General features: G+C 35.3%; 17 protein-coding genes and 1 tRNA gene. 5 read left to right on the top strand and 13 right to left on the bottom strand.

The window, feature by feature from the left end; genetic code table 11:
• Positions 1-191: 191 nt before the first annotated feature.
• The 3 genes from MWU65_RS14200 to MWU65_RS14190 all read left to right on the top strand — a co-directional run bounded on the left by MWU65_RS14200 (position 192) and on the right by MWU65_RS14190 (position 3,795).
• A complete protein-coding gene (locus tag MWU65_RS14200) occupies positions 192-2,459 on the top strand; it encodes an aconitate hydratase (protein WP_247078938.1) in 2,268 nt (755 codons plus the stop codon).
• Positions 2,460-2,674: 215 nt separating this feature from the next.
• Positions 2,675-3,235 (top strand): TlpA disulfide reductase family protein, encoded by a 561-nt coding sequence (locus MWU65_RS14195; protein ID WP_247078936.1) that lies wholly within the window; start codon positions 2,675-2,677, stop codon positions 3,233-3,235.
• A 5-nt stretch (positions 3,236-3,240) separates the two neighbouring features.
• Positions 3,241-3,795 carry a TlpA disulfide reductase family protein gene (locus MWU65_RS14190; protein ID WP_247078935.1) on the top strand — a complete coding sequence of 185 codons (555 nt, stop codon included), beginning with the start codon at positions 3,241-3,243 and terminating at the stop codon, positions 3,793-3,795.
• A 6-nt stretch (positions 3,796-3,801) separates the two neighbouring features.
• Here the strand turns inward: MWU65_RS14190 and MWU65_RS14185 are convergent, their stop codons facing one another.
• The 6 genes from MWU65_RS14185 to MWU65_RS14160 form a co-directional block, all read right to left on the bottom strand.
• Positions 3,802-5,049 carry an FAD-dependent oxidoreductase gene (locus MWU65_RS14185; RefSeq protein WP_247078933.1) on the bottom strand — a complete coding sequence of 416 codons (1,248 nt, stop codon included), beginning with the start codon at positions 5,047-5,049 and terminating at the stop codon, positions 3,802-3,804.
• Positions 5,050-5,281: 232 nt separating this feature from the next.
• Positions 5,282-6,283: a 4-hydroxyproline epimerase gene (locus MWU65_RS14180; protein WP_247078930.1), complete on the bottom strand. Its 1,002-nt coding sequence runs from the start codon at positions 6,281-6,283 to the stop codon at positions 5,282-5,284.
• Positions 6,276-8,003: a DUF885 domain-containing protein gene (locus tag MWU65_RS14175; protein WP_247078928.1), complete on the bottom strand. Its 1,728-nt coding sequence runs from the start codon at positions 8,001-8,003 to the stop codon at positions 6,276-6,278. The genes MWU65_RS14180 and MWU65_RS14175 overlap by 8 nt, the downstream gene beginning before the upstream one ends.
• Before the next feature lie 3 nt (positions 8,004-8,006).
• A complete protein-coding gene (locus MWU65_RS14170) occupies positions 8,007-9,587 on the bottom strand; it encodes an aldehyde dehydrogenase (NADP(+)) (RefSeq protein WP_247078926.1) in 1,581 nt (526 codons plus the stop codon).
• 152 nt (positions 9,588-9,739) lie between these two features.
• A complete protein-coding gene (locus MWU65_RS14165) occupies positions 9,740-10,654 on the bottom strand; it encodes a dihydrodipicolinate synthase family protein (protein ID WP_247078924.1) in 915 nt (304 codons plus the stop codon).
• A gap of 97 nt (positions 10,655-10,751) precedes the next feature.
• A complete protein-coding gene (locus tag MWU65_RS14160) occupies positions 10,752-11,597 on the bottom strand; it encodes an AraC family transcriptional regulator (protein WP_247078922.1) in 846 nt (281 codons plus the stop codon).
• A gap of 145 nt (positions 11,598-11,742) precedes the next feature.
• Between MWU65_RS14160 and MWU65_RS14155 the strand changes: the two genes are divergently transcribed.
• Positions 11,743-12,456: a DUF1080 domain-containing protein gene (locus tag MWU65_RS14155; protein ID WP_247078920.1), complete on the top strand. Its 714-nt coding sequence runs from the start codon at positions 11,743-11,745 to the stop codon at positions 12,454-12,456.
• 57 nt (positions 12,457-12,513) lie between these two features.
• On the opposite strand, the gene MWU65_RS14150 is transcribed toward MWU65_RS14155, so the two are convergent.
• Positions 12,514-12,597: transfer RNA gene (locus MWU65_RS14150), tRNA-Leu, on the bottom strand.
• 192 nt (positions 12,598-12,789) lie between these two features.
• Between MWU65_RS14150 and MWU65_RS14145 the strand changes: the two genes are divergently transcribed.
• Positions 12,790-14,079, top strand: coding sequence for a deoxyribodipyrimidine photo-lyase (locus tag MWU65_RS14145; protein ID WP_247078919.1), 1,290 nt, complete (start codon positions 12,790-12,792; stop codon positions 14,077-14,079).
• Here the strand turns inward: MWU65_RS14145 and MWU65_RS14140 are convergent.
• The 6 genes from MWU65_RS14140 to MWU65_RS14115 form a co-directional block, all read right to left on the bottom strand.
• Positions 14,076-14,768, bottom strand: a complete 693-nt coding sequence (locus MWU65_RS14140; protein WP_247078917.1) for a lycopene cyclase domain-containing protein — start codon at positions 14,766-14,768, stop codon at positions 14,076-14,078. The two genes, MWU65_RS14145 and MWU65_RS14140, sit on opposite strands and share 4 nt — an antisense overlap.
• Positions 14,768-15,226 (bottom strand): sterol desaturase family protein, encoded by a 459-nt coding sequence (locus MWU65_RS14135; protein ID WP_247078915.1) that lies wholly within the window; start codon positions 15,224-15,226, stop codon positions 14,768-14,770. Before MWU65_RS14135 ends, MWU65_RS14140 begins: the two co-directional genes overlap by 1 nt.
• The gene (locus MWU65_RS14130) at positions 15,223-15,624 is read right to left on the bottom strand and encodes a hypothetical protein (RefSeq protein WP_247078913.1); all 402 of its coding nucleotides are present in this window, start codon (positions 15,622-15,624) and stop codon (positions 15,223-15,225) included. Before MWU65_RS14130 ends, MWU65_RS14135 begins: the two co-directional genes overlap by 4 nt.
• 110 nt (positions 15,625-15,734) lie before the next feature.
• Entirely contained in the window at positions 15,735-16,571 is an 837-nt protein-coding gene (locus MWU65_RS14125; protein WP_247078911.1) for a phytoene/squalene synthase family protein, read from the bottom strand.
• Entirely contained in the window at positions 16,568-18,031 is a 1,464-nt protein-coding gene (crtI, locus tag MWU65_RS14120; protein WP_247078909.1) for a phytoene desaturase family protein, read from the bottom strand. The genes MWU65_RS14125 and crtI overlap by 4 nt, the downstream gene beginning before the upstream one ends.
• Positions 18,032-18,142: 111 nt before the next feature.
• On the bottom strand, positions 18,143-18,633 hold a 491-nt coding region (locus tag MWU65_RS14115), incomplete at its 5' end, for a fasciclin domain-containing protein (protein WP_247078906.1).

The following is an 18,633-nucleotide window of genomic DNA, read 5'->3' as shown; positions in this document are numbered from 1 at the left end:
TTCGTAAAATCTGATAATTTTATCACGATTTCATTAAAAAAAGACCTTAATAATGAAAGATTCATTTTTAAGGATGTCTTTTATAGTTTTTTTGCTAAATTCAGATGAATCGTAGCACAAATCTTTCGTTTACCCTTCAGATTTTATTAATTTTGTAGGATTGCATTAATTTAAACTCAAAACCTAAAAGAATGGCATTTGACATAGATATGATTAAAGGGGTTTATGCCCGTATGGCTGAACGTGTTGATAAGGCTCGTGAAATTGTTGGAAAACCACTTACACTTTCAGAGAAAATATTATATTCTCATTTATGGGATGGAGAACCAACCCAAGAGTTTTTAAGGGGAAAGGATTATGTAGATTTTGCTCCTGATCGTATTGCATGTCAGGACGCCACTGCGCAAATGGCATTATTACAGTTTATGCAAGCTGGTAAACCAAAGGTTGCTGTTCCAACAACGGTGCATTGTGATCATTTAATACAAGCAAAAAATGGTGCGGTAGCAGATTTAAAAAGTGCTAACAGTACAAGTGCAGAAGTTTTTAATTTTTTAGAATCTGTATCTAATAAATACGGCATTGGTTTTTGGAAGCCAGGTGCAGGAATTATTCACCAAGTAGTATTAGAAAATTATGCATTTCCAGGCGGAATGATGATCGGTACCGATTCTCACACAGTTAATGCTGGTGGGTTAGGTATGGTTGCTATTGGTGTTGGTGGTGCAGATGCTGTAGATGTTATGGCCGGTATGGCTTGGGAGCTTAAGTTTCCAAAATTAATAGGGGTTAAATTAACAGGAAATATTTCGGGGTGGACTTCTGCTAAAGATGTGATCTTGAAAGTTGCCGGGATTTTAACCGTTAAAGGGGGTACTGGAGCAATTGTAGAATATTTTGGCGAAGGAGCTAAAAATCTTTCGTGTACAGGTAAAGGTACCATTTGTAATATGGGTGCCGAAATAGGTGCTACTACTTCTACATTTGGTTATGATGAGTCTATGGAGCGTTATTTACGCGCAACAGACCGTAATGATGTTGCCGATGCTGCAAACCAAGTAAAAGAACATCTAACTGCAGATGCAGCAGTGTATGCCAATCCAGAACAATATTTTGATGAGGTTATAGAAATTAATTTAGATGAGTTAAGACCTCATTTAAATGGTCCATTTACACCAGATTTAGCTACACCAGTTGGTCAATTGGGTGAAAAGGCAAGAGCTAATGGCTGGCCTTTAAAAGTAGATTGGGGACTAATAGGTTCTTGTACAAACTCTTCATACGAAGATTTAACAAGGGCAGCATCAATCGCAAAACAAGCCGTTGATAAAAAAATTAAGTCAAAGTCAGATTTTGGTATCAACCCAGGTTCTGAACAAATTCGTTTTACAGCCGAAAGAGATGGTATTTTAGAAGTTTTTGAAAATTTAGGAGCTACAATCTTTACCAATGCATGCGGACCATGTATAGGGCAATGGGATAGAAGTGATGCCAAAGGAGATGCGAAAAATACAATTGTACACTCGTTTAACCGTAACTTCTCTAAAAGAGCAGATGGTAATCCAAATACACATGCCTTTGTTGGTTCTCCAGAAATGGTTGCTGCTATAGCAATTTCTGGGCGATTAGACTTTGATCCAATGAATGATACGTTACTGAATGAAGATGGTGAAGAAGTGAAACTAGATGAGCCTATCGGTATAGAATTACCGCCATTGGGTTTTGATGTAGAAGATGCAGGTTTCTTAGCGCCAGATGAAGATGGTTCAGGAGTAGTTGTAAAAGTTGCTCTAGATTCTGAAAGATTGCAATTATTAGAGCCGTTTACCCCCATAAAAGACGAGAGTTTAATAGGGGCAAAATTATTAATTAAGGCTTTTGGGAAATGTACAACAGATCATATTTCAATGGCAGGTCCTTGGTTGCGTTTCCGTGGCCACTTAGATAATATTTCTAACAACTGTTTAATTGGTGCAGTAAATGCATTTGGTAAAAAGACAAACTTTGTTAAAAATCAATTAACAGGTGAGTTTGCAGGTGTTCCAGATACAGCACGTGCTTATAAAGCAGCAGGTGTACGATCTGTAGTTGTAGGAGATCATAACTATGGGGAGGGTTCTTCTAGAGAGCATGCAGCTATGGAACCAAGACATTTAGGTGTTGCAGCGGTAATTGTAAAGTCTTTTGCTCGAATCCACGAGACAAACCTTAAGAAACAAGGGATGTTAGGGTTAACATTTGATAATGAAGCAGATTACGACCTTGTACAAGAAGATGATACTTTTAATTTTGTAGATATTGCAGCCTTTGCTCCGGAGAAACAATTAACCTTAGAGTTAATACATGCTGATGGAAGTAAAGATGTAATTATGCTAAACCACACCTATAACCAACCTCAAATAGATTGGTATAGAGAAGGTTCTGCCTTAAATGTAATAAAGAAAGAGAATGGTGCTTAATCAATAAAGTACATTTTAATAACAAAGGAACTCCTGAAGTAATTCAGGAGTTTTTTATTTTATTGTGGATATATCTTCCTACTTTTAAGTGAAATAATTGTATCGTATTTTAATGCTGTGGCATTTTACATGTTTTGGATTGTGTATGCTGTGTTTCAAAGCCATACTGTAAATACCAACAACAACCTAAGAGTTAATAAGAGAGTTATCGCTAAATGATGAAAAGAAAAACATTTTTAAATACGTTATTGATTCTTTTTGTGCTGTCTTTTTTTGTGACACCATTAGGAGAATTTGGTAAGGTGATGTTGTATAAATTATTTGCATCCACAGCTGTTGTTATTGAAAATTCCAAGCAAGATAAATTAACAGAATACGATTGGAAACTAAGAGACGCAAACCACAAAGAGTTTAATTTTAAAGTCTCACAAGGCAAGGTAGTTTTTGTGCACATGTGGGCAAGCTGGTTAGTATCATCCGCAGCAGAATTACAGTATGTTCAGGAAACATATGATCGCTATAAAGGGAAAGTAGATTTTTATATTATGACCAATGAGGATAGGATTGTGGTAGAAGAATTTATGGCGAAGAAGAAATTTACGTTTCCGGTAACTTATTTAATCTCCAAAGAAAATTCTGCCCTAGATACTACTATTGTACCGGCTACTTTTATAATTGGCAAACAAGGATCTATTGTTGTTCATCAAAAAAAAGATATCGCTAAATGGAATAGTGAAACTATTTATACGGTATTAGATACCCTCATTAAAGAATAGTTATAATGTCAAGAAAAAAGATAGGTAATATAGTGTTTTTTGTTTTCCTACTCGTAGTATTATTTACGCCTATAGGTTTTCATATAAAAGTATTTGTAAATAAGTTATTTTCCTTTGGGCCGTCTGTAGTCAGTGTTGAAAAGCAGGTTTCAGTGACTAACTATAATTGGGAGTTGGTCAATGAAAGTGGAGTAAGTCATAATTTTAATTCAAAGCAAGGTAAGGTTGTTCTTCTTAATTTTTGGGCTACTTGGTGTCCGCCTTGTGTGGCAGAAATGCCCAGTTTAGAAGCCTTATACAAGGATTATAAAGATCGAGTGGAATTTGTTTTTGTTGCCCAGGATAATGCAAACAGTGTTACAAAGTATGTATCGGATAACAACTTTAGTTTTCCTGTATTTTATTCCAATTCTAAAAGACCCGCTGAACTAGTTTCTGAAGTTATTCCTACAACCTACATCCTTACTAAGGATGGAAAAATTAGTGTTGAAGAAACTGGAGCAAAAAATTGGAATAGTAAAACTACTAGGGAATTACTAGATAAACTACTAAAAGAATAGGTGTATTTAGAATCTCCTACTAGGATTAAAACCACCAACTTCCATAGATTTTTCTTTGTCCGAGATAATTTCTGATACTAATTTTCCTGTTGCCGGGCCTAAACTCCAACCCATCATAGCATGACCAGTGGCAATGGTTAGGTTTTTTAAGCGTTCTGTTTTGCCAATATAAGGCAAGCCATCAGGTGATACAGGTCTAAATCCGTATTGCGCATCTGATTTTTCATTTTCAGAAATTGTAAAATTATTATAATAATTACTTGCTGCCGTAGCTATGGTAGCGACTCTTCCTTTTCTGATGGTATTATTTATTCCTGCTAACTCCATAGTTCCTGCAAACCGGGTAAAACCCTTCATTGGGGTTACGGCAACTTTGGCTTCCATTAATATAGCAGGTAAAAGTACGGGTGTTTCTCGGCTTACGTCTATTCTGTACCCTTTACCGGCCTGAATGCTTATTTTTAATTGTAATCTTTTTGCAATTTTCTGACTCCAGCTCCCAGAAGCTAGCACAAATTCATCAGCCTTATACGTATCTTTATTTGTTTGTAAGCCAGTTATTTTGTCTTTTTCAATGGTGAAATCTGTAACTTCTTCATTGGTTTTAAAAACTACATCCCTCTTTAGCAGGTAGTCTTTCATTTTAGCCATAAATTCGGTGGGTGTTGTATGGGCGTCACACTCATAATGTACGGCACCAAGAATCTCTTTGCTTAAATTAGGTTGTAATTGATGAAGTTGTTCTGCCGATAACTCTTTTACTGCCAACTGCATGTCTTGGGCTCTTTTAGCTACTTCCTTTTCATGGTTCCCTTCTTTTTCCGTTTTGTACAGCATTAGTAGACCATTGCGTTCTAACTGAAAATCGCCTAAATCCCCTGAAGTAAGGATATCTAGGTACAATTCACGACTTAGAATATTAATATCTTTTATAAGAGGGATTGCTTTTTCTACATTGGCTTTTGTAGCCGATTTGTTAAACTGCCAGGCCCACTTTATAAAATCAACATCTAATCGTGGTTTCATATAAAATGGACTATTGCTATTAAACATCCACTTTATTCCTTTAGCCATCATTCCAGGAGCAGCAAGGGGAATTATATGACTAGGTGTAATATAACCTGCATTTACGTATGAGGCACCGCTATCTAAATTCGATTTATCAATTATAGTTACGTGATGTCCTTCTTTTTTTAAATAGTATGCAGAGCATAATCCTATTATTCCTCCGCCTATGACAATACAGTTTTTCAATGTGGTAATATAATGAGTTAATGAAACAATGAGATAATGATATTTAAAATATTGTATTTTTTCTAGCTGTTGCTAAATAGCTAAGACAGAATCTGTTCTGTGTATTTTGTTATGTAGTTTCAATATAAATTGATAGATCTTTAGTTCGTATTTTATTGATTGAATGAAATTGTGTTTGTTTTCATTTTTTTACTTTTGTTCATCAAACCAATAAATCATTTTCTCATTTTTTTTAGATCACCTGAAAACCAAATGCATACGGATCATCATCATCTATCGTAATTGTGTTTTCGCCATACAAGCGAGCCCAACCTTCAATACTTGGAATAATTGCCTTTTGGTTTCCTAAGGTAGTTTCTTCTTCAATACGGCCAATAAACTGACTGCCAATAATGCTTTCATGAATAAACTCATCCCCCTTTTTTAGCTTGCCTTTGGCGTACCACTGTGCCATTCGTGCAGATGTTCCTGTGCCACAAGGAGAGCGGTCAATTGCTTTGTCGCCATAAAATACAGCATTCCTAGCAGATGCTTTATCAGATATGGTTTTTCCGGTCCATAATAAATGGCTTAAACCATTAATGGTATCATCCTCAGGATGAATAAAGGTGTTTTCTTGGTTTATGCGGTCTCTTAATACCCTGCTCCATGAAATTAGCTGATCTGCTGTATAATTTTCTAATCCTTGATAATTTTCTTGGGGATCTACAATGGCGTAAAAATTACCGCCATAAGATACATCAACAGTGAGCATTCCGAGATCAGGACATTCTACTGTTATGTTTTCTTTGGCTAAATATGATTTTACGTTGGTTAGTCTTACCGAAGTTACCTTCTCTCCGTCTTGCTTATAGGAGACTTTTACCAAGCCAGCAGGGGTTTCTAATTTTAGCTCTCCTGGTACTTTTGGGACAACCAAACCTTTTTCTATGGCAATGGTTACCGTGCCAATTGTTCCATGTCCGCACATAGGGAGGCAACCACTTGTCTCTATAAAAAGTACGCCAATATCATTGGCCGGGTTTGTTGGTGGATATAAAATACTACCACTCATCATATCATGACCTCGAGGCTCAAACATTAAACCTTTTCTAATCCAATCGTACTCTTTTAAAAAGTGTTGCCGTTTGTCGCTCATAGTAGCGCCTATAAGGTTAGGTCCGCCTTCTTTTATCAATCGAACTGGATTGCCGCAGGTATGTGCGTCTAGACAATGAAAGGTGTTTTTACTCATTTTTTACAGCCTTTATATAGCTATTTACTCTATTTTCCATAATGGATAATGTAACAGTTCCTTCGGCTAAAATTACCACATGGAAATCTCTAATGTCAAATTTATCTCCTAGGGCCGATTCTGCTTTTTCTCGCAATTCTCGAATTTTTATTTCTCCAATTTTATATGAAATTGCTTGGGCTGGCCAAGAAATATATCGATCTGTTTCAGTGGTAACTTCATGCATTGATAATGCCGTATTTGATGCCATATAATCAAGCACTTGCTGCCTCCCCCAATTTTTTGCATGAACTCCAGTATCTACAACGAGTCTACAGGCTCTCCACATTTCATAGGTTAATTGACCAAATTTTTCATAGGGTGTAGTATAAATACCCATTTCATCAGCCAAATACTCTGCATACAAGCCCCAGCCTTCACCATAGGCAGAAAGGTATAAATTTCTTCTAAATTTAGGAATAGATGTGCTTAATTCGTTGTTTAATGATATTTGCAAATGATGCCCTGGTACAGCTTCATGGGCAGTTAAAGCAGGTAAGGTGTATAAAGTTCTACTCGGTAAATTGTAGGTGTTTACCCAATAGTAGCCAGCGCTGGTTTCGTTTCTTGCACCGGAATACCTTCCGGCCGTGTATTTTGGGGCAATTGCTGCAGGAACAGGTTCAACACCATATGGTTTTCTAGGCAGTGTTTTAAAATACTTCGGCAATTGTCCGTCAATTCGTTTGGCAATATCCCGAGCTAACATTAATAATTCTTTTGGTGATGTAGCATAAAACTGAGGGTCTGTTCTCAGGTATTTTAAAAAATCAGAAAAGCTACCTTTAAAACCTAAATCGTTAATTATTTCTTGCATTTTGGCTTTTATTCTAGCAACTTCATTAAGACCAATTTGGTGAATATCATCTGCTGAATATTCCGTGCTTGTGGTATAAAAATTAATCCTATTTTGATAAAAGGCCTTGCCATTTGGAGTATTGGTAACTCCTAATTTAGTTCTAGTATTTGGAAAATATTCAGTTTCAAAAAACAGTTTAATTTTTTTATATTGTGCTATTACATTCTTTTGAATGCTCAATTTGGCAACCAATAATACACTATCTTTCTGTTCTTTTGTAAGTACATTGGGAAGATGGTTAAATGGTTTGTAAAATTCACTTTGGTTGTAATCTGTAGTAATGTGTTTGTTGTAACTAAAGCCATAATCTCCAAAAACTTCTTTGGGCTGAGAAATACCTTCCTTTACTCCTGCTCTTAAAAGTGCTAAATTATACTCAATTTTATTGGGTAGGCTTTGCAATTCTTTTAGGTAGGTTTTCACTTGGTTGTAGTTGCTAAATGACCTGTCTGCCATAGCGGCTAAATTTAAATGAAAGGCCGATTCAGAAGTAATGGGATTTAAATACATCTTAAAAGTATGTGTATCTATTTTATCTTGAAGTACAAATAGCAATAATTCTAATGAAATATTTTCAGTTTCAGAAAGTGATTTTGGATTTATTGCGGCTATATCTCCTATTAATTTTTCGGCAAAATCAGATTCTTTTTGATAATAAGCAATTGTATTTTCTACAGATTCAAATCGATTAAAATCATAGGTCCGTTCTTTTTCATAAGTTTTTATTATTTCAGCTAATTGGTTGGAATCCTTGTGCTGAGCAAATACAGTAAAATCAAGTAATAAAAGGGTTAGGATTAGTATTGACTTTACTGTTTTCATTCTTTAGATTGATTTTGCTGTTGCGGTTCCATTTAAGTGACGTAATATACTTAATGGATTTTTATTTTTCAGTGCTTCTGGTAATAATTCTTCGGGCCAGTTTTGAAAAGATAATGGCCTAACAAATCGTTTAATAGCACCTGTACCTACAGAGGTAAATCTACTGTCTGTGGTTGCAGGGTATGGGCCTCCGTGATGCATTGAAGGGCAAACTTCTACACCTGTGGGCATTCCATTAAAAATAATCCGCCCTGTTATGTCAGAAATAAAGCTGATGATTTCTGAGTAGTTAGTCAACTCTTCTGACTCTCCTAAAATGGTGGCTGTTAATTGACCCTCCAATGCTTGTGAAACGTTTAGAAGTTCATCCTTATTTTCACATTGAACCACCAAAGAAAAGGGCCCAAATACTTCTTGGTGTAATTTAGGGTTCTTTAAAAAGGTTTTTCCGCTTACAGTTGCCAGTTGAGATTTAGCGAAGTTTGGATTTTCAGCTGCATTTTTTTCTGTTAGAACCACAACGTTATCTTGCGCTGTAACCATTTCTTTTGTGCTTGCAAATCCCTTTTTTATATTGGGGTGAAGCATACAGCCAGCATCAATACCAGATAGTTTAAGTGCTAAATTTTTAGTGAATGCTGTTAAGGCATCACTTTTAAGACCTAAAATAAGCCCTGGATTAGTACAAAACTGTCCTGTTCCTAGCGTAATTGATCCTGCTAAGTTATTGGCAATACTTTCGGCATTATTTTCTAATGTATTCGGTAAAATTACAATGGGGTTTATACTTCCCATTTCAGCAAATACAGGGATTGGTTCGGGTCTGTTGTTGGCAATATCAAACAAGGCTTTTCCGCCAGTAAAACTTCCTGTAAATACTACAGATTTAATGTCTTTATGTTTAACCAATTGAGTCCCAACTTCTATGCCGCTGCTGTTTAAGTTAGAAAAAACACCATTAGGCATACCTGTTTTTTGTGCTGCTTTTAGGATTGCTGAAGTGACCAACTCGCCTGTTCCGGCATGCATTGGGTGCGACTTTACAATCACAGGACAGCCAGATGCAAGAGCAGAAGCTGTATCACCACCAGCAGTTGAAAATGCTAATGGAAAATTACTAGCACCAAAAACCACAACTGGACCTACAGCAACTAACATTTTTCGAATATCAACCTTAGGAAGAGGTGCTCTGTTTGGCTCTGCAGTATCAATAGAAGCTTCAACCCAGCTACCTTCTTTTACTAAGTTTGCAAAAGAACGTAATTGGCCAATTGTTCTACCGCGTTCACCTGTAGCTCTGCCTGCAGGCAAACCTGATTCTTTTGTGTAAGTGGTAATTAGTTCATCACCAAGCTCTAAAATTTCATCAGCAATGGCATTTAAGAAATTTGATTTTTCTAATCCTGATACATTTTTATAGGTAAAAAAAGCTTTTTTAGCCAAAGCTACTGCATCGTTTATTTCCTGCTCAGTAGCTTCATGAAAAGTAGCGTCATTCTCACTATTTTCAATAGGATTAAAAGTTTTAAATGTTGTTCCTAATCCCGATGCTGTTGAGCCAATATAATTTTTGCCTGTAATCATTTTCAGTCTTTCCTTTTTAATGTTTGTTTCAATAACTTAATTACTAGTGATTTAATACTCATTGTGCTTTTGGAATAAATAGTTGAATTACCAGAAAAGTGTAACCAAACAAATCAAAAAGCACAATGAGTTTTGTGGTATAGAATTATACTTTACAAAGATAAGTAATCTGGTAATGTTGGTCTATTTTTTAAACCAGCATCTAAAATTGCCAAAACGTTTTCTCTTTCAGCACCAATAAGTGGTAAACGTGGAGCTCTAACATTTTCAGTTCCAATGTTCGTTTTTACTTCGGCCAACTTAATATTTTGCACAAGTTTGGTACTAACATCTAATTCTAATATAGGTAAGAACCAGCTATAAATTGCTCTAGCTTCTTCAATTCTGCCAGCTTGTCCTAATTTGTAGATAGCTACTGTTTCTTTTGGGAAGGCACATACAAGTCCGGCAACCCATCCATCAGCTCCCATTAAAATACTTTCAAGACCTAAGGTGTCTACACCAGTTAAAACGCTATACCTGTCGCCAAATCTAGTTTTCATGCGGGTTACATTAGAGATGTCTCTGGTAGATTCTTTAACAGCTTGAATGTTCTCACATTCTGTTAATTCTTCTAACATATCCAAGGTGATCATAATACCGTAATCTATAGGGTTGTTATATAACATAATTGGTAGAGAAGTGTTTTTTGCAATTTCCTTAAAGTAGGTAACAGTTTCTCTATCATCGGCTTTATAACGCATTGGAGGTAATAACATTAACCCGTGAGCGCCATCTTTTTCGGCAGCATGGGCAGCACTAATAGCGTCTTTCGTTGTTTGTTCTGCAATATTTATTATGGTTGGTACTTTTCCGTTTACAAAAGCAACGGTCTCTTTAACAAGTGTGCTTTTTTCGTCTTTAGTTAAGGTACTTGCTTCTCCCAAAGTACCGCCAAGAATTATACCACTTACCCCAGCATCTAGTTGTGCTTTTAGGTTCACTTTAAACATATCCAAGTCTAAGTTGTCATTTGCATCAAACTTAGTGGTCACTGCAGGCATAACACCTTTCCATTGTACGCTCATAATTTTTTATTTTTAATAAATGTTAAAAACAAAATTAGGGGTAATTGTAAAGACTTCTATTGTTCATATTACCTAAAACCGATACTATGTTACCGTATTAATAATTATAGTTCTTGTATCTCTTAGGGGTGCTATTTTTATATTCTTTAAATTTCCGATTGAAGTTGGATAGGTTATTAAAACCAGATTTAATTGAAATATCCTCTACAGACATCTCGCTTTCAGTTTTTAAAAGCTTGCATGCGTATTCTAGACGTAGTTCAATTAGAAATTGAAAAAAAGTTTTATTTGTTCGTTGTTTAAAATATCTGCAAAATGCATTAGGGGTCATAAATACGAGATCTGCTACGGATTGTAGGGTAATTTCATTCGTAAAATTAGATATGGCATAATCAAAAATAATTTGCATGCGCTTGCCATCTGCATCTGTAATGTTTTTAGGATATACAAAGGATGTAAGTGTTTTAACCTTTGCGTGACTCAAGTTTTGAAGGAGTTGTATAAGTACAATGAAACTGTTTAAAATAGATAAATCCACAATTGTCCTTATGCTATTTTCCAAGGCTAAAGGAAGGCTTGTTGCCTTAAACCCTGAGCCGGCATTTTTAAAAAAAGAATGCAATTCGTTCATCTCTACGGTGTCAAAAAATTTTTCTCCAAAGGATTGTTTGGTAAAAAAAATAGATACCATTTTCGACTTCCCTAAGTTATTGGCGTCGCATTGAAAAACGTGAGGTAAGTTGCTGCCTATAACGTAAAGTTCGCCCGGGTTATAGGTATGTATACTGTCTGCTACTAGTAGGGTTCCTGTACCTTTTTGGATATATGAAATCTGAATTTCTTGGTGTTGATGTAGTTTGTTGTAAAAAATATCTTCTTCATCAACCTGTATAATGAGGTTGTTGTTTAACGGTTTGGGTATTTTAAAAGGATATACTTTCATTGTATGAAGCCGTAAAGATAAGGATATAGTTAATATAGTATAACTTTTTGCATTGGAATACTATGGATTTAAAGTTTAATTTATGGAAACTAATATTTATAATAAATTGATATATTTAGTGCGTATTTTAAATTCAAAAAGAACGATGAGAAAAATTATTGGAGCACTTAGCATTGTAGTACTAATGGGCGCGTGCAAGGAAAAAAAAGAAGCGGTAACAGAAAAAGAAGTTGAACTAGTTGAAACGCCAATTGTTAATGATTGGGTTTCTTTAACGAATGCAACCGACTGGAGAGGATATAATAAAGAAGAATTACCAGACAACTGGTCTATTAAAGATGGCATCATTGAATGTTTTGGGAAAGCAGGAGATGTTGGTGGTGATGTTATTAGCACTAAAACATATGATAATTTTGAATTGGTGTTTGAATGGAAGATAAGTAAAGTAGGGAATAGTGGTGTTTTTTATCATGTTGTAGAGGATACAATCTATCATTCTCCTTATCAAACTGGTCCAGAATATCAGGTTTTAGATGATGACGGCTATCCAGACATAGATGATTCGCAATATGCAGGGGCTAATTACCAAATGCATATAGCAAATGATAAAAAGGAATTAAAGGCTGTAGGTGAGTGGAATACCAGTAAAATTATTTTTAATAATGGACATACAGAGCATTGGCTTAATGGTGAAAAAATTGTGGAGTTTAATAAATATAGCGATGATTGGAAAGAAAGGCGCAATAGTGGAAAGTGGAACGACTATCCAGATTATGGAAAAACCAACGATGGGTATTTAGCGCTACAGGATCACGGAGCTGGCGTTTGGTACAGAAATGTAAAAATTAAAGACCTTTAGTTTGGTGTAAACTAAAAATTAAAAACCGTTTCATTATCAAATGAAACGGTTTTTTTGTGCCCACGACTGGAGTCGAACCAGCACGTCCATAAGAACACTACCCCCTCAAGGTAGCACGTCTACCAATTCCGCCACGTGGGCTTACACTTGTTTGTTCTAAACAAGAGATTAGCGCTGCAAATATAACTATGTGTCGTAGATATTAAAACTTCTAGAATTTTATTTTCAAATTTATTCACGATCTCGTAATGATGGCAGTGATAAATTGTGCAGATACTGCCTTGTTTACATGAATAGATGTTATTTTTGAAGTAGATTGATTTTATCAGTAGTATGAGCGAAAATATTTCCATTTTTTGGTTTAGAAGGGATTTAAGGTTGGAAGATAATACGGCACTTTGTCAGGCATTAAATTCTGGTAATAGGGTAGTGCCAATTTTTATTTTTGATCCCAATATTTTAAGTGAATTGGATGAGGATGATGCAAGGGTAACGTTTATTCATCAAACCTTATCAGAGGTAAATAATAGCTTGAAGAAATTTAATAGTGGCCTGCTTTGTATGCATGCAACCCCAGAGGAATCTTGGAAAGAATTGATCAGGACCTATACGGTGAAAAGTGTTTTTTACAATAAAGATTATGAGCCTTATGCCCTGCAGCGCGATGCTAAGATAAATGCGCTTTTAAAAGAAAACAACATAAAGGTAACTTCGTATAAGGACAGTGTTATTTTTGAGGAGCATGATGTTCTTAAAAATGACGGAGGTCCTTATACGGTTTACACTCCCTATAAAAACAAATGGTTGTCTCTATTAAAAACAGAATATATCCAAGAACAAAAATGTACTTTAAAAGGGAAGTTGTTAGAGTTGTCTGTCGATTTCCCTTCCTTAAATGACTTGGGGTTTGTGGCATCTACTATTGCCGTTAAGCCGTATAATCTAACACATTTAGAAATTTATGCGGCCAAAAGAGATTTTCCTGCAGATGATATGACCACCTATTTAGGACCTCATTTGCGTTTTGGAACTGTGAGTGTTCGGTCGTTAGTACGAGGGTTAAAGGGAGAGGAAAGTGTTTTCTTGAGTGAATTAATATGGAGAGAATTTTTTACTCAAATCCTGTATCATTTCCCGAAAGTAGTTACCCAAAATTTTAGATCTAAGTATGACGGAATTCAATGGCGCAATAATAAAGTTGATTTTGATAAGTGGTGTTCTGGTACTACAGGCTACCCTATGGTAGATGCAGGAATGCGACAATTGAACCAAACTGGCTTTATGCACAATAGGGTGCGGATGATTACTGCTGGTTTTCTGTGTAAACATTTGTTAATAGATTGGCAATGGGGTGAGGCCTATTTTGCTAAAAAGTTAATGGATTATGAATTGGCTTCCAATAACGGAAATTGGCAATGGGCTGCGGGCACAGGTTGTGATGCTGCTCCTTATTTTAGAATATTTAATCCTATTACACAGTTGAAAAAGTTTGATAAAGACTTTATATATGTAAAAAAATGGATTCCGGAATTAGATACCTTAGATTATCCACATCCTATGGTGGCGCATAAAGAGGCCAGAGAAAGAGCGCTAAAGGTATATAAGGAAGGGATAGAGAATTAAATAACAGGTTGTTTCTTTTTATTAAAAAAGCGAAACAATTCAATATTCATAAAAATTAGAATTAAACCGTAAACGCTGTCTTCTATAGGTATGGTGCCAATTCTAATTCCTAAATTTTCAGCATCGTTGTACCACACTATGGGACTTTCCAATAAACTACCTGTAAGGATTCCATTACTACCTAAAAAAAACGGAATGATTAATAGGTAGGTGAGGTAATGATAACTTAAGTTCACTTTTTTATAGCTTACGTATACAAGAAAAAGGACAGCTACAAAGGCAGTGGTAAAAGTATATAACTTGTCGTAAAACAGTACGGCTACCACCATACATATAGTGATGAGTACATAGGTGATGTATTTTTCAATTTTTTGTAAAGGATTCTTCTTTACTAAAAATAATAAGGCAAAATAAGTAAATACACAGGCGTAGGGTATGGCTATAAAAAATAAAATTTCTTCTATAGGGAGTTCGCCTATGAATAAACCACTAAGGTAGTCTGTATTAAATCCCCATACTTTAATAGCAGTAAACCAATAATCCCATACTATAAAAAATAGGGCCACAAGAAGACATGCTTTAAAAAAAGAGGGCCATTTTTTATAAAATGGATGTTTTTTGTAAAAGCTAGCAAGGAGCGGGACACTTATGCAGGTAATATCTATAAGTAAATAGTAAAAAGGCTTCATTACTGTTTGTATTGGGTATGGTATTTTTTTGGAACAAATAGCATTCCAAAACATTCACCTTGATGTTTGTCTAAGTGTTTGTGATGCACCTTATGCGCTTTTCGTAACCCAATTAAATAGCTATTTTTTGTATTCTTGAACCATTTAAATCGTTGGTGAATTAAAACATCATGAATTAAAAAATAGGCAATTCCATAAAATAAGATTCCAAGCCCAATAAAAAATAAAAAATTAAGTGCAGGACGAATGCCAAAATAAAATAAAGCGATACTTGGTATGGCAAAAATAACAAAGAATAAATCGTTTTTTTCAAAGGGATGTGGGTACTTTGGCTGATGATGATCTGCGTGTAAATACCATAAAAAACCGTGCATTACAAATTTATGTGTTAACCAGGTTACAACTTCCATAACAGCAAATGTACCAAGGGTAATTAGTATGTATAGGGCTATTGTCATTTGTTTGGACTTATGGTGTTAACGTTAATTAAAATTGTGCTCTTGTATTCTTCTGGTAAATTAGCAGTAGAAATATGATCGTTAATGAATTTTTTATCTCCTGCAATTCTTGTAGTATACCCTAAAAAAGTGGGCGTATTACGCTGAACTAAAAAGCGAACATATCGCGCTTCAATATCCTTTGGGTTTTGTTCAATATAAAGCTCTAAAGCTTTTTTGCCTTCATTAAAATAAGCTAATTTTTTAAAAGGCCATATGGTGTACTCTGCTTTTTTCATTGTGCATGAGGCAATATAAGGTGTTACTTTAGGGCACTTACTATCTTTTGTTGCGTTGATAAATTCTTTTAAATCTTCTTGGGTTTTAATGGTGTGAAACTGCTTTCTAAGGTCAGTCATAGTTGTACAATCTGATGTTAGATTGAAAAGGAGCACCACAAAGGAAAAAACGAATTTCATTCAATAAATATACAGTAAAATTAAAGTACTATAAAGTTACATGTTTTACCTTAAATGATATTGAATTTAAGTCGGATATATGCCTTGGTTAAAATTATAAACTTTAAGGGGTTTGAAATTCGGATTCTACTATTCATAATACGGGTAGTATCTGCTTTTTTTAACTTTTTAAGCAACTTAGAATAGTATTTATAGGCCACAAATACACCCATTCTACTTTCCAAAGGTAATTGCACTATGCCTTTGTATGCTTCTTTAAAATCGTTCTCTATATCTAATAGGATGCTTTCTTTTGCGTTCTGAGTTAGCGTGTTTGTCTCAAGTTCGGGAAAATAAGATCTACCCAATTCATTGATGTCATCCTTAAAGTCTCTTAAGAAATTTACCTTTTGAAAAGCGGAGCCTAAGTACTGGGCCGATTCTTTTAAGTGATTAAATTTCTCATTGTCATTGTTTACAAAAACACGTAAACACATTAATCCTACTACATCTGCTGAGCCATAAATATAATCGTTGTATTCTTTTCTGGTGTTGTAATCCGTTTTGTCAAGATCGTGACGCATACTTGCTAAAAAAGCATCAACATACTCAAATAAATCATACTGTCTAACTACGTGCTGAAAAGAGTTTATGATAGGGTTTAGGCTTATTTTTCGCACCAAGGATTTTTTGTAGTCATCTTCAAATTCCTGAAGTAATACCTCTTGGTCATAGCCTTGAAAGCTATCAACAATTTCATCTGCATACCTGACAAATCCATAAATTGAATAAATTGCAGGTCTAATTGAGGGCGCAAAAAGCCGTATTCCTAATGAAAAGGAGGTGCTGTATGTTTTTGTAACTAATTTGCTACAATTAACACTTGAAGAATCGAACAGAGCTTTCATAATTTACTGTGTTTTAAAATAAGTTCACTTACAACCTTACCAGAGATTAGGGATGGGGGTACCCCTGGTCCAGGGACGGTTAATTGTCCGCAGAAATAAAGATTTTCTACTTTTTTACTTTTTAATTTAGGTCTTAATATATGGGTTTGTAATAAGGTATTTGCTAAACCATAGGCATTGCCTTTGTAAGAGTTGTAGTCGTCTTTAAAATTAGAGACGCAATACGATTCTTGAAACAAGATATGTTCCTTAATACTTTGGTCTGTCAGTTTTTCTACTCGGCTAATAATCTGAGAAAAGTAATGTGCTCTAAGGGCTTCTGTATCTTCTATGTTCGGAGCAATCGGTATCAAGAAGATGGCAGCCTCCTTATCCTTGGGTGCGCTTGTGCTATCTGTTTTACTCGGGAAGCTAGCGTAGAACAACGGTTTGTTAGGCCATGTTTTGGTATCGTAGATTGTTTTTGCGTGTTCTTCAAAATCAGTATCAAAAAACAAGGTATGGTGATTTACCTTTTCTATTTTTTTATCAAAACCAACAAAGAATAAAAGGGCAGATGGGGCAAATATTTTTTTATCCCAATATTTTTCAGAATATTGTCTGTACTGAGGGGGTAGTAAGGTTTCGGTGTGGTGATAATCTGCGCCACTTAGTAAAATATCGCATTCTAGGTACCCAGCTTTACTCTCAACGCCTTTTACCACACCATCTTGGATATCTATTTTTTGAACAGGACTATCCGTAATTATTTGTACACCGAGACTTTGAGCTAAGGTTTGCATGCCTTCTACTACTTTATACATACCGCCTTGTGGGTGCCATGTGCCCAATTTAAGGTCTGCATAATTCATAAAATTATAGAAGGAGGGGGTATTGCTTGGTTTAGCTCCTAAAAACAAAACAGGAAATTCTAATACTTTACGAAGTTTTTCATTTTTCACATACCCAGAAACCTGGTTTTTAATGGTAAGTATAAACTCGTATAATTTGGTTATGGTTTTTCTGTTAATAATCTCAAATACGGTCTCTCCTGGGTTGTATACCAGATTTTTAATGGCGATTTCATAGTTAATTCTAGCTTTATTTATAAAACGATCTAATTGTTTGCCACTGCCTGGTTCTATTTTTTCAAATGTATTTCTGGTTTCCTTAAAATCTTCAGAAATAGCAATAGAATCATTGGTGTCAAAGTATATTTTGTAGGCGGGATTTAACTGATCTAAGTGGTAAAAATCACTTGTTTTTTTATTAAAATCGGCAAAAAAGGTATCAAAGACATCGGGCATCCAATAAAAAGTAGGTCCTATATCAAAAACAAAACCTTTTGTTTTTAACTGCCTTGCTCTGCCTCCAGTAGTTGCATTTTTTTCCAAAATTGTAACGTCATAACCAGCCTTTGCCAAGTAACAACTTGCAGATAAGGAAGAAAAACCGGAACCGATTATAATAATTTTTTTCATAGTGCGTTCGTACCTATGTTTTGTAAGATACTATTTTAAAATTATAGGTTAAAACCGGTGATTGTTAAATCACCGGTACAACAACCAAATTAATCAAACCAACAGATTAATTTAATGTGTGCTTGGTAATAATACTTTGTCTATTATATGAACCACACCATTGCTTGCCATAACATCGGCTGTAGTTACCGCAGCACTATTGCTATTGGCATCTGTGATAAATACTCCGCCAGTTAAGCTAATGCTTACATTTTGCGCCGCTGCAGTTGGTATTACTTGGCCTTCAGTTAAGGCTGTCGATTTTACTGCGGCACCGGCAACCACGTGATATTTAAGTATGTTTGTAAGGAGTTCTTTTTCTTCGTCCGTGTCAAAATCTGCAAGACTCATATAGTCATCGCCTAGATTGTCTAGTAGTGCTGCAAAAGCAGCATTGGTTGGAGCAAAAACCGTGAATGGCCCATCAGTACCAAGTAATTCCACCAGGCCAGCATCAGCTTGTTGTAAGGCGTCAACTAGTAGCGATAAATCATCGGTAGCAATTGCAAGTTCTACAATATTAGGTTGTAAAGCATCAACAATGATTTGTGGTAATAATACTT

The sequence above is a fragment of the Cellulophaga sp. F20128 genome, assembly GCF_023015805.1.
GTDB lineage: Bacteria > Bacteroidota > Bacteroidia > Flavobacteriales > Flavobacteriaceae > Cellulophaga.
Note: the sequence above shows the minus strand (reverse complement) of the source record. Positions and strands in the feature narration are given on the sequence as shown.

Bases quoted from the DNA above. Each gene is read 5' to 3' on its own strand.
- MWU65_RS14200 (WP_247078938.1), top strand. From the start codon at position 192: ATGGCATTTGACATAGATATGATTAAAGGGGTTTATGCCCGTATGGCT.
- MWU65_RS14195 (WP_247078936.1), top strand. From the start codon at position 2,675: ATGATGAAAAGAAAAACATTTTTAAATACGTTATTGATTCTTTTTGTG.
- MWU65_RS14190 (WP_247078935.1), top strand. From the start codon at position 3,241: ATGTCAAGAAAAAAGATAGGTAATATAGTGTTTTTTGTTTTCCTACTC.
- MWU65_RS14180 (WP_247078930.1), bottom strand. From the start codon at position 6,283: ATGAGTAAAAACACCTTTCATTGTCTAGACGCACATACCTGCGGCAAT.
- MWU65_RS14175 (WP_247078928.1), bottom strand. From the start codon at position 8,003: ATGAAAACAGTAAAGTCAATACTAATCCTAACCCTTTTATTACTTGAT.
- MWU65_RS14170 (WP_247078926.1), bottom strand. From the start codon at position 9,587: ATGATTACAGGCAAAAATTATATTGGCTCAACAGCATCGGGATTAGGA.
- MWU65_RS14165 (WP_247078924.1), bottom strand. From the start codon at position 10,654: ATGAGCGTACAATGGAAAGGTGTTATGCCTGCAGTGACCACTAAGTTT.
- MWU65_RS14160 (WP_247078922.1), bottom strand. From the start codon at position 11,597: ATGAAAGTATATCCTTTTAAAATACCCAAACCGTTAAACAACAACCTC.
- MWU65_RS14155 (WP_247078920.1), top strand. From the start codon at position 11,743: ATGAGAAAAATTATTGGAGCACTTAGCATTGTAGTACTAATGGGCGCG.
- MWU65_RS14145 (WP_247078919.1), top strand. From the start codon at position 12,790: ATGAGCGAAAATATTTCCATTTTTTGGTTTAGAAGGGATTTAAGGTTG.
- MWU65_RS14140 (WP_247078917.1), bottom strand. From the start codon at position 14,768: ATGAAGCCTTTTTACTATTTACTTATAGATATTACCTGCATAAGTGTC.
- MWU65_RS14135 (WP_247078915.1), bottom strand. From the start codon at position 15,226: ATGACAATAGCCCTATACATACTAATTACCCTTGGTACATTTGCTGTT.
- MWU65_RS14130 (WP_247078913.1), bottom strand. From the start codon at position 15,624: ATGACTGACCTTAGAAAGCAGTTTCACACCATTAAAACCCAAGAAGAT.
- MWU65_RS14125 (WP_247078911.1), bottom strand. From the start codon at position 16,571: ATGAAAGCTCTGTTCGATTCTTCAAGTGTTAATTGTAGCAAATTAGTT.
- crtI (WP_247078909.1), bottom strand. From the start codon at position 18,031: ATGAAAAAAATTATTATAATCGGTTCCGGTTTTTCTTCCTTATCTGCA.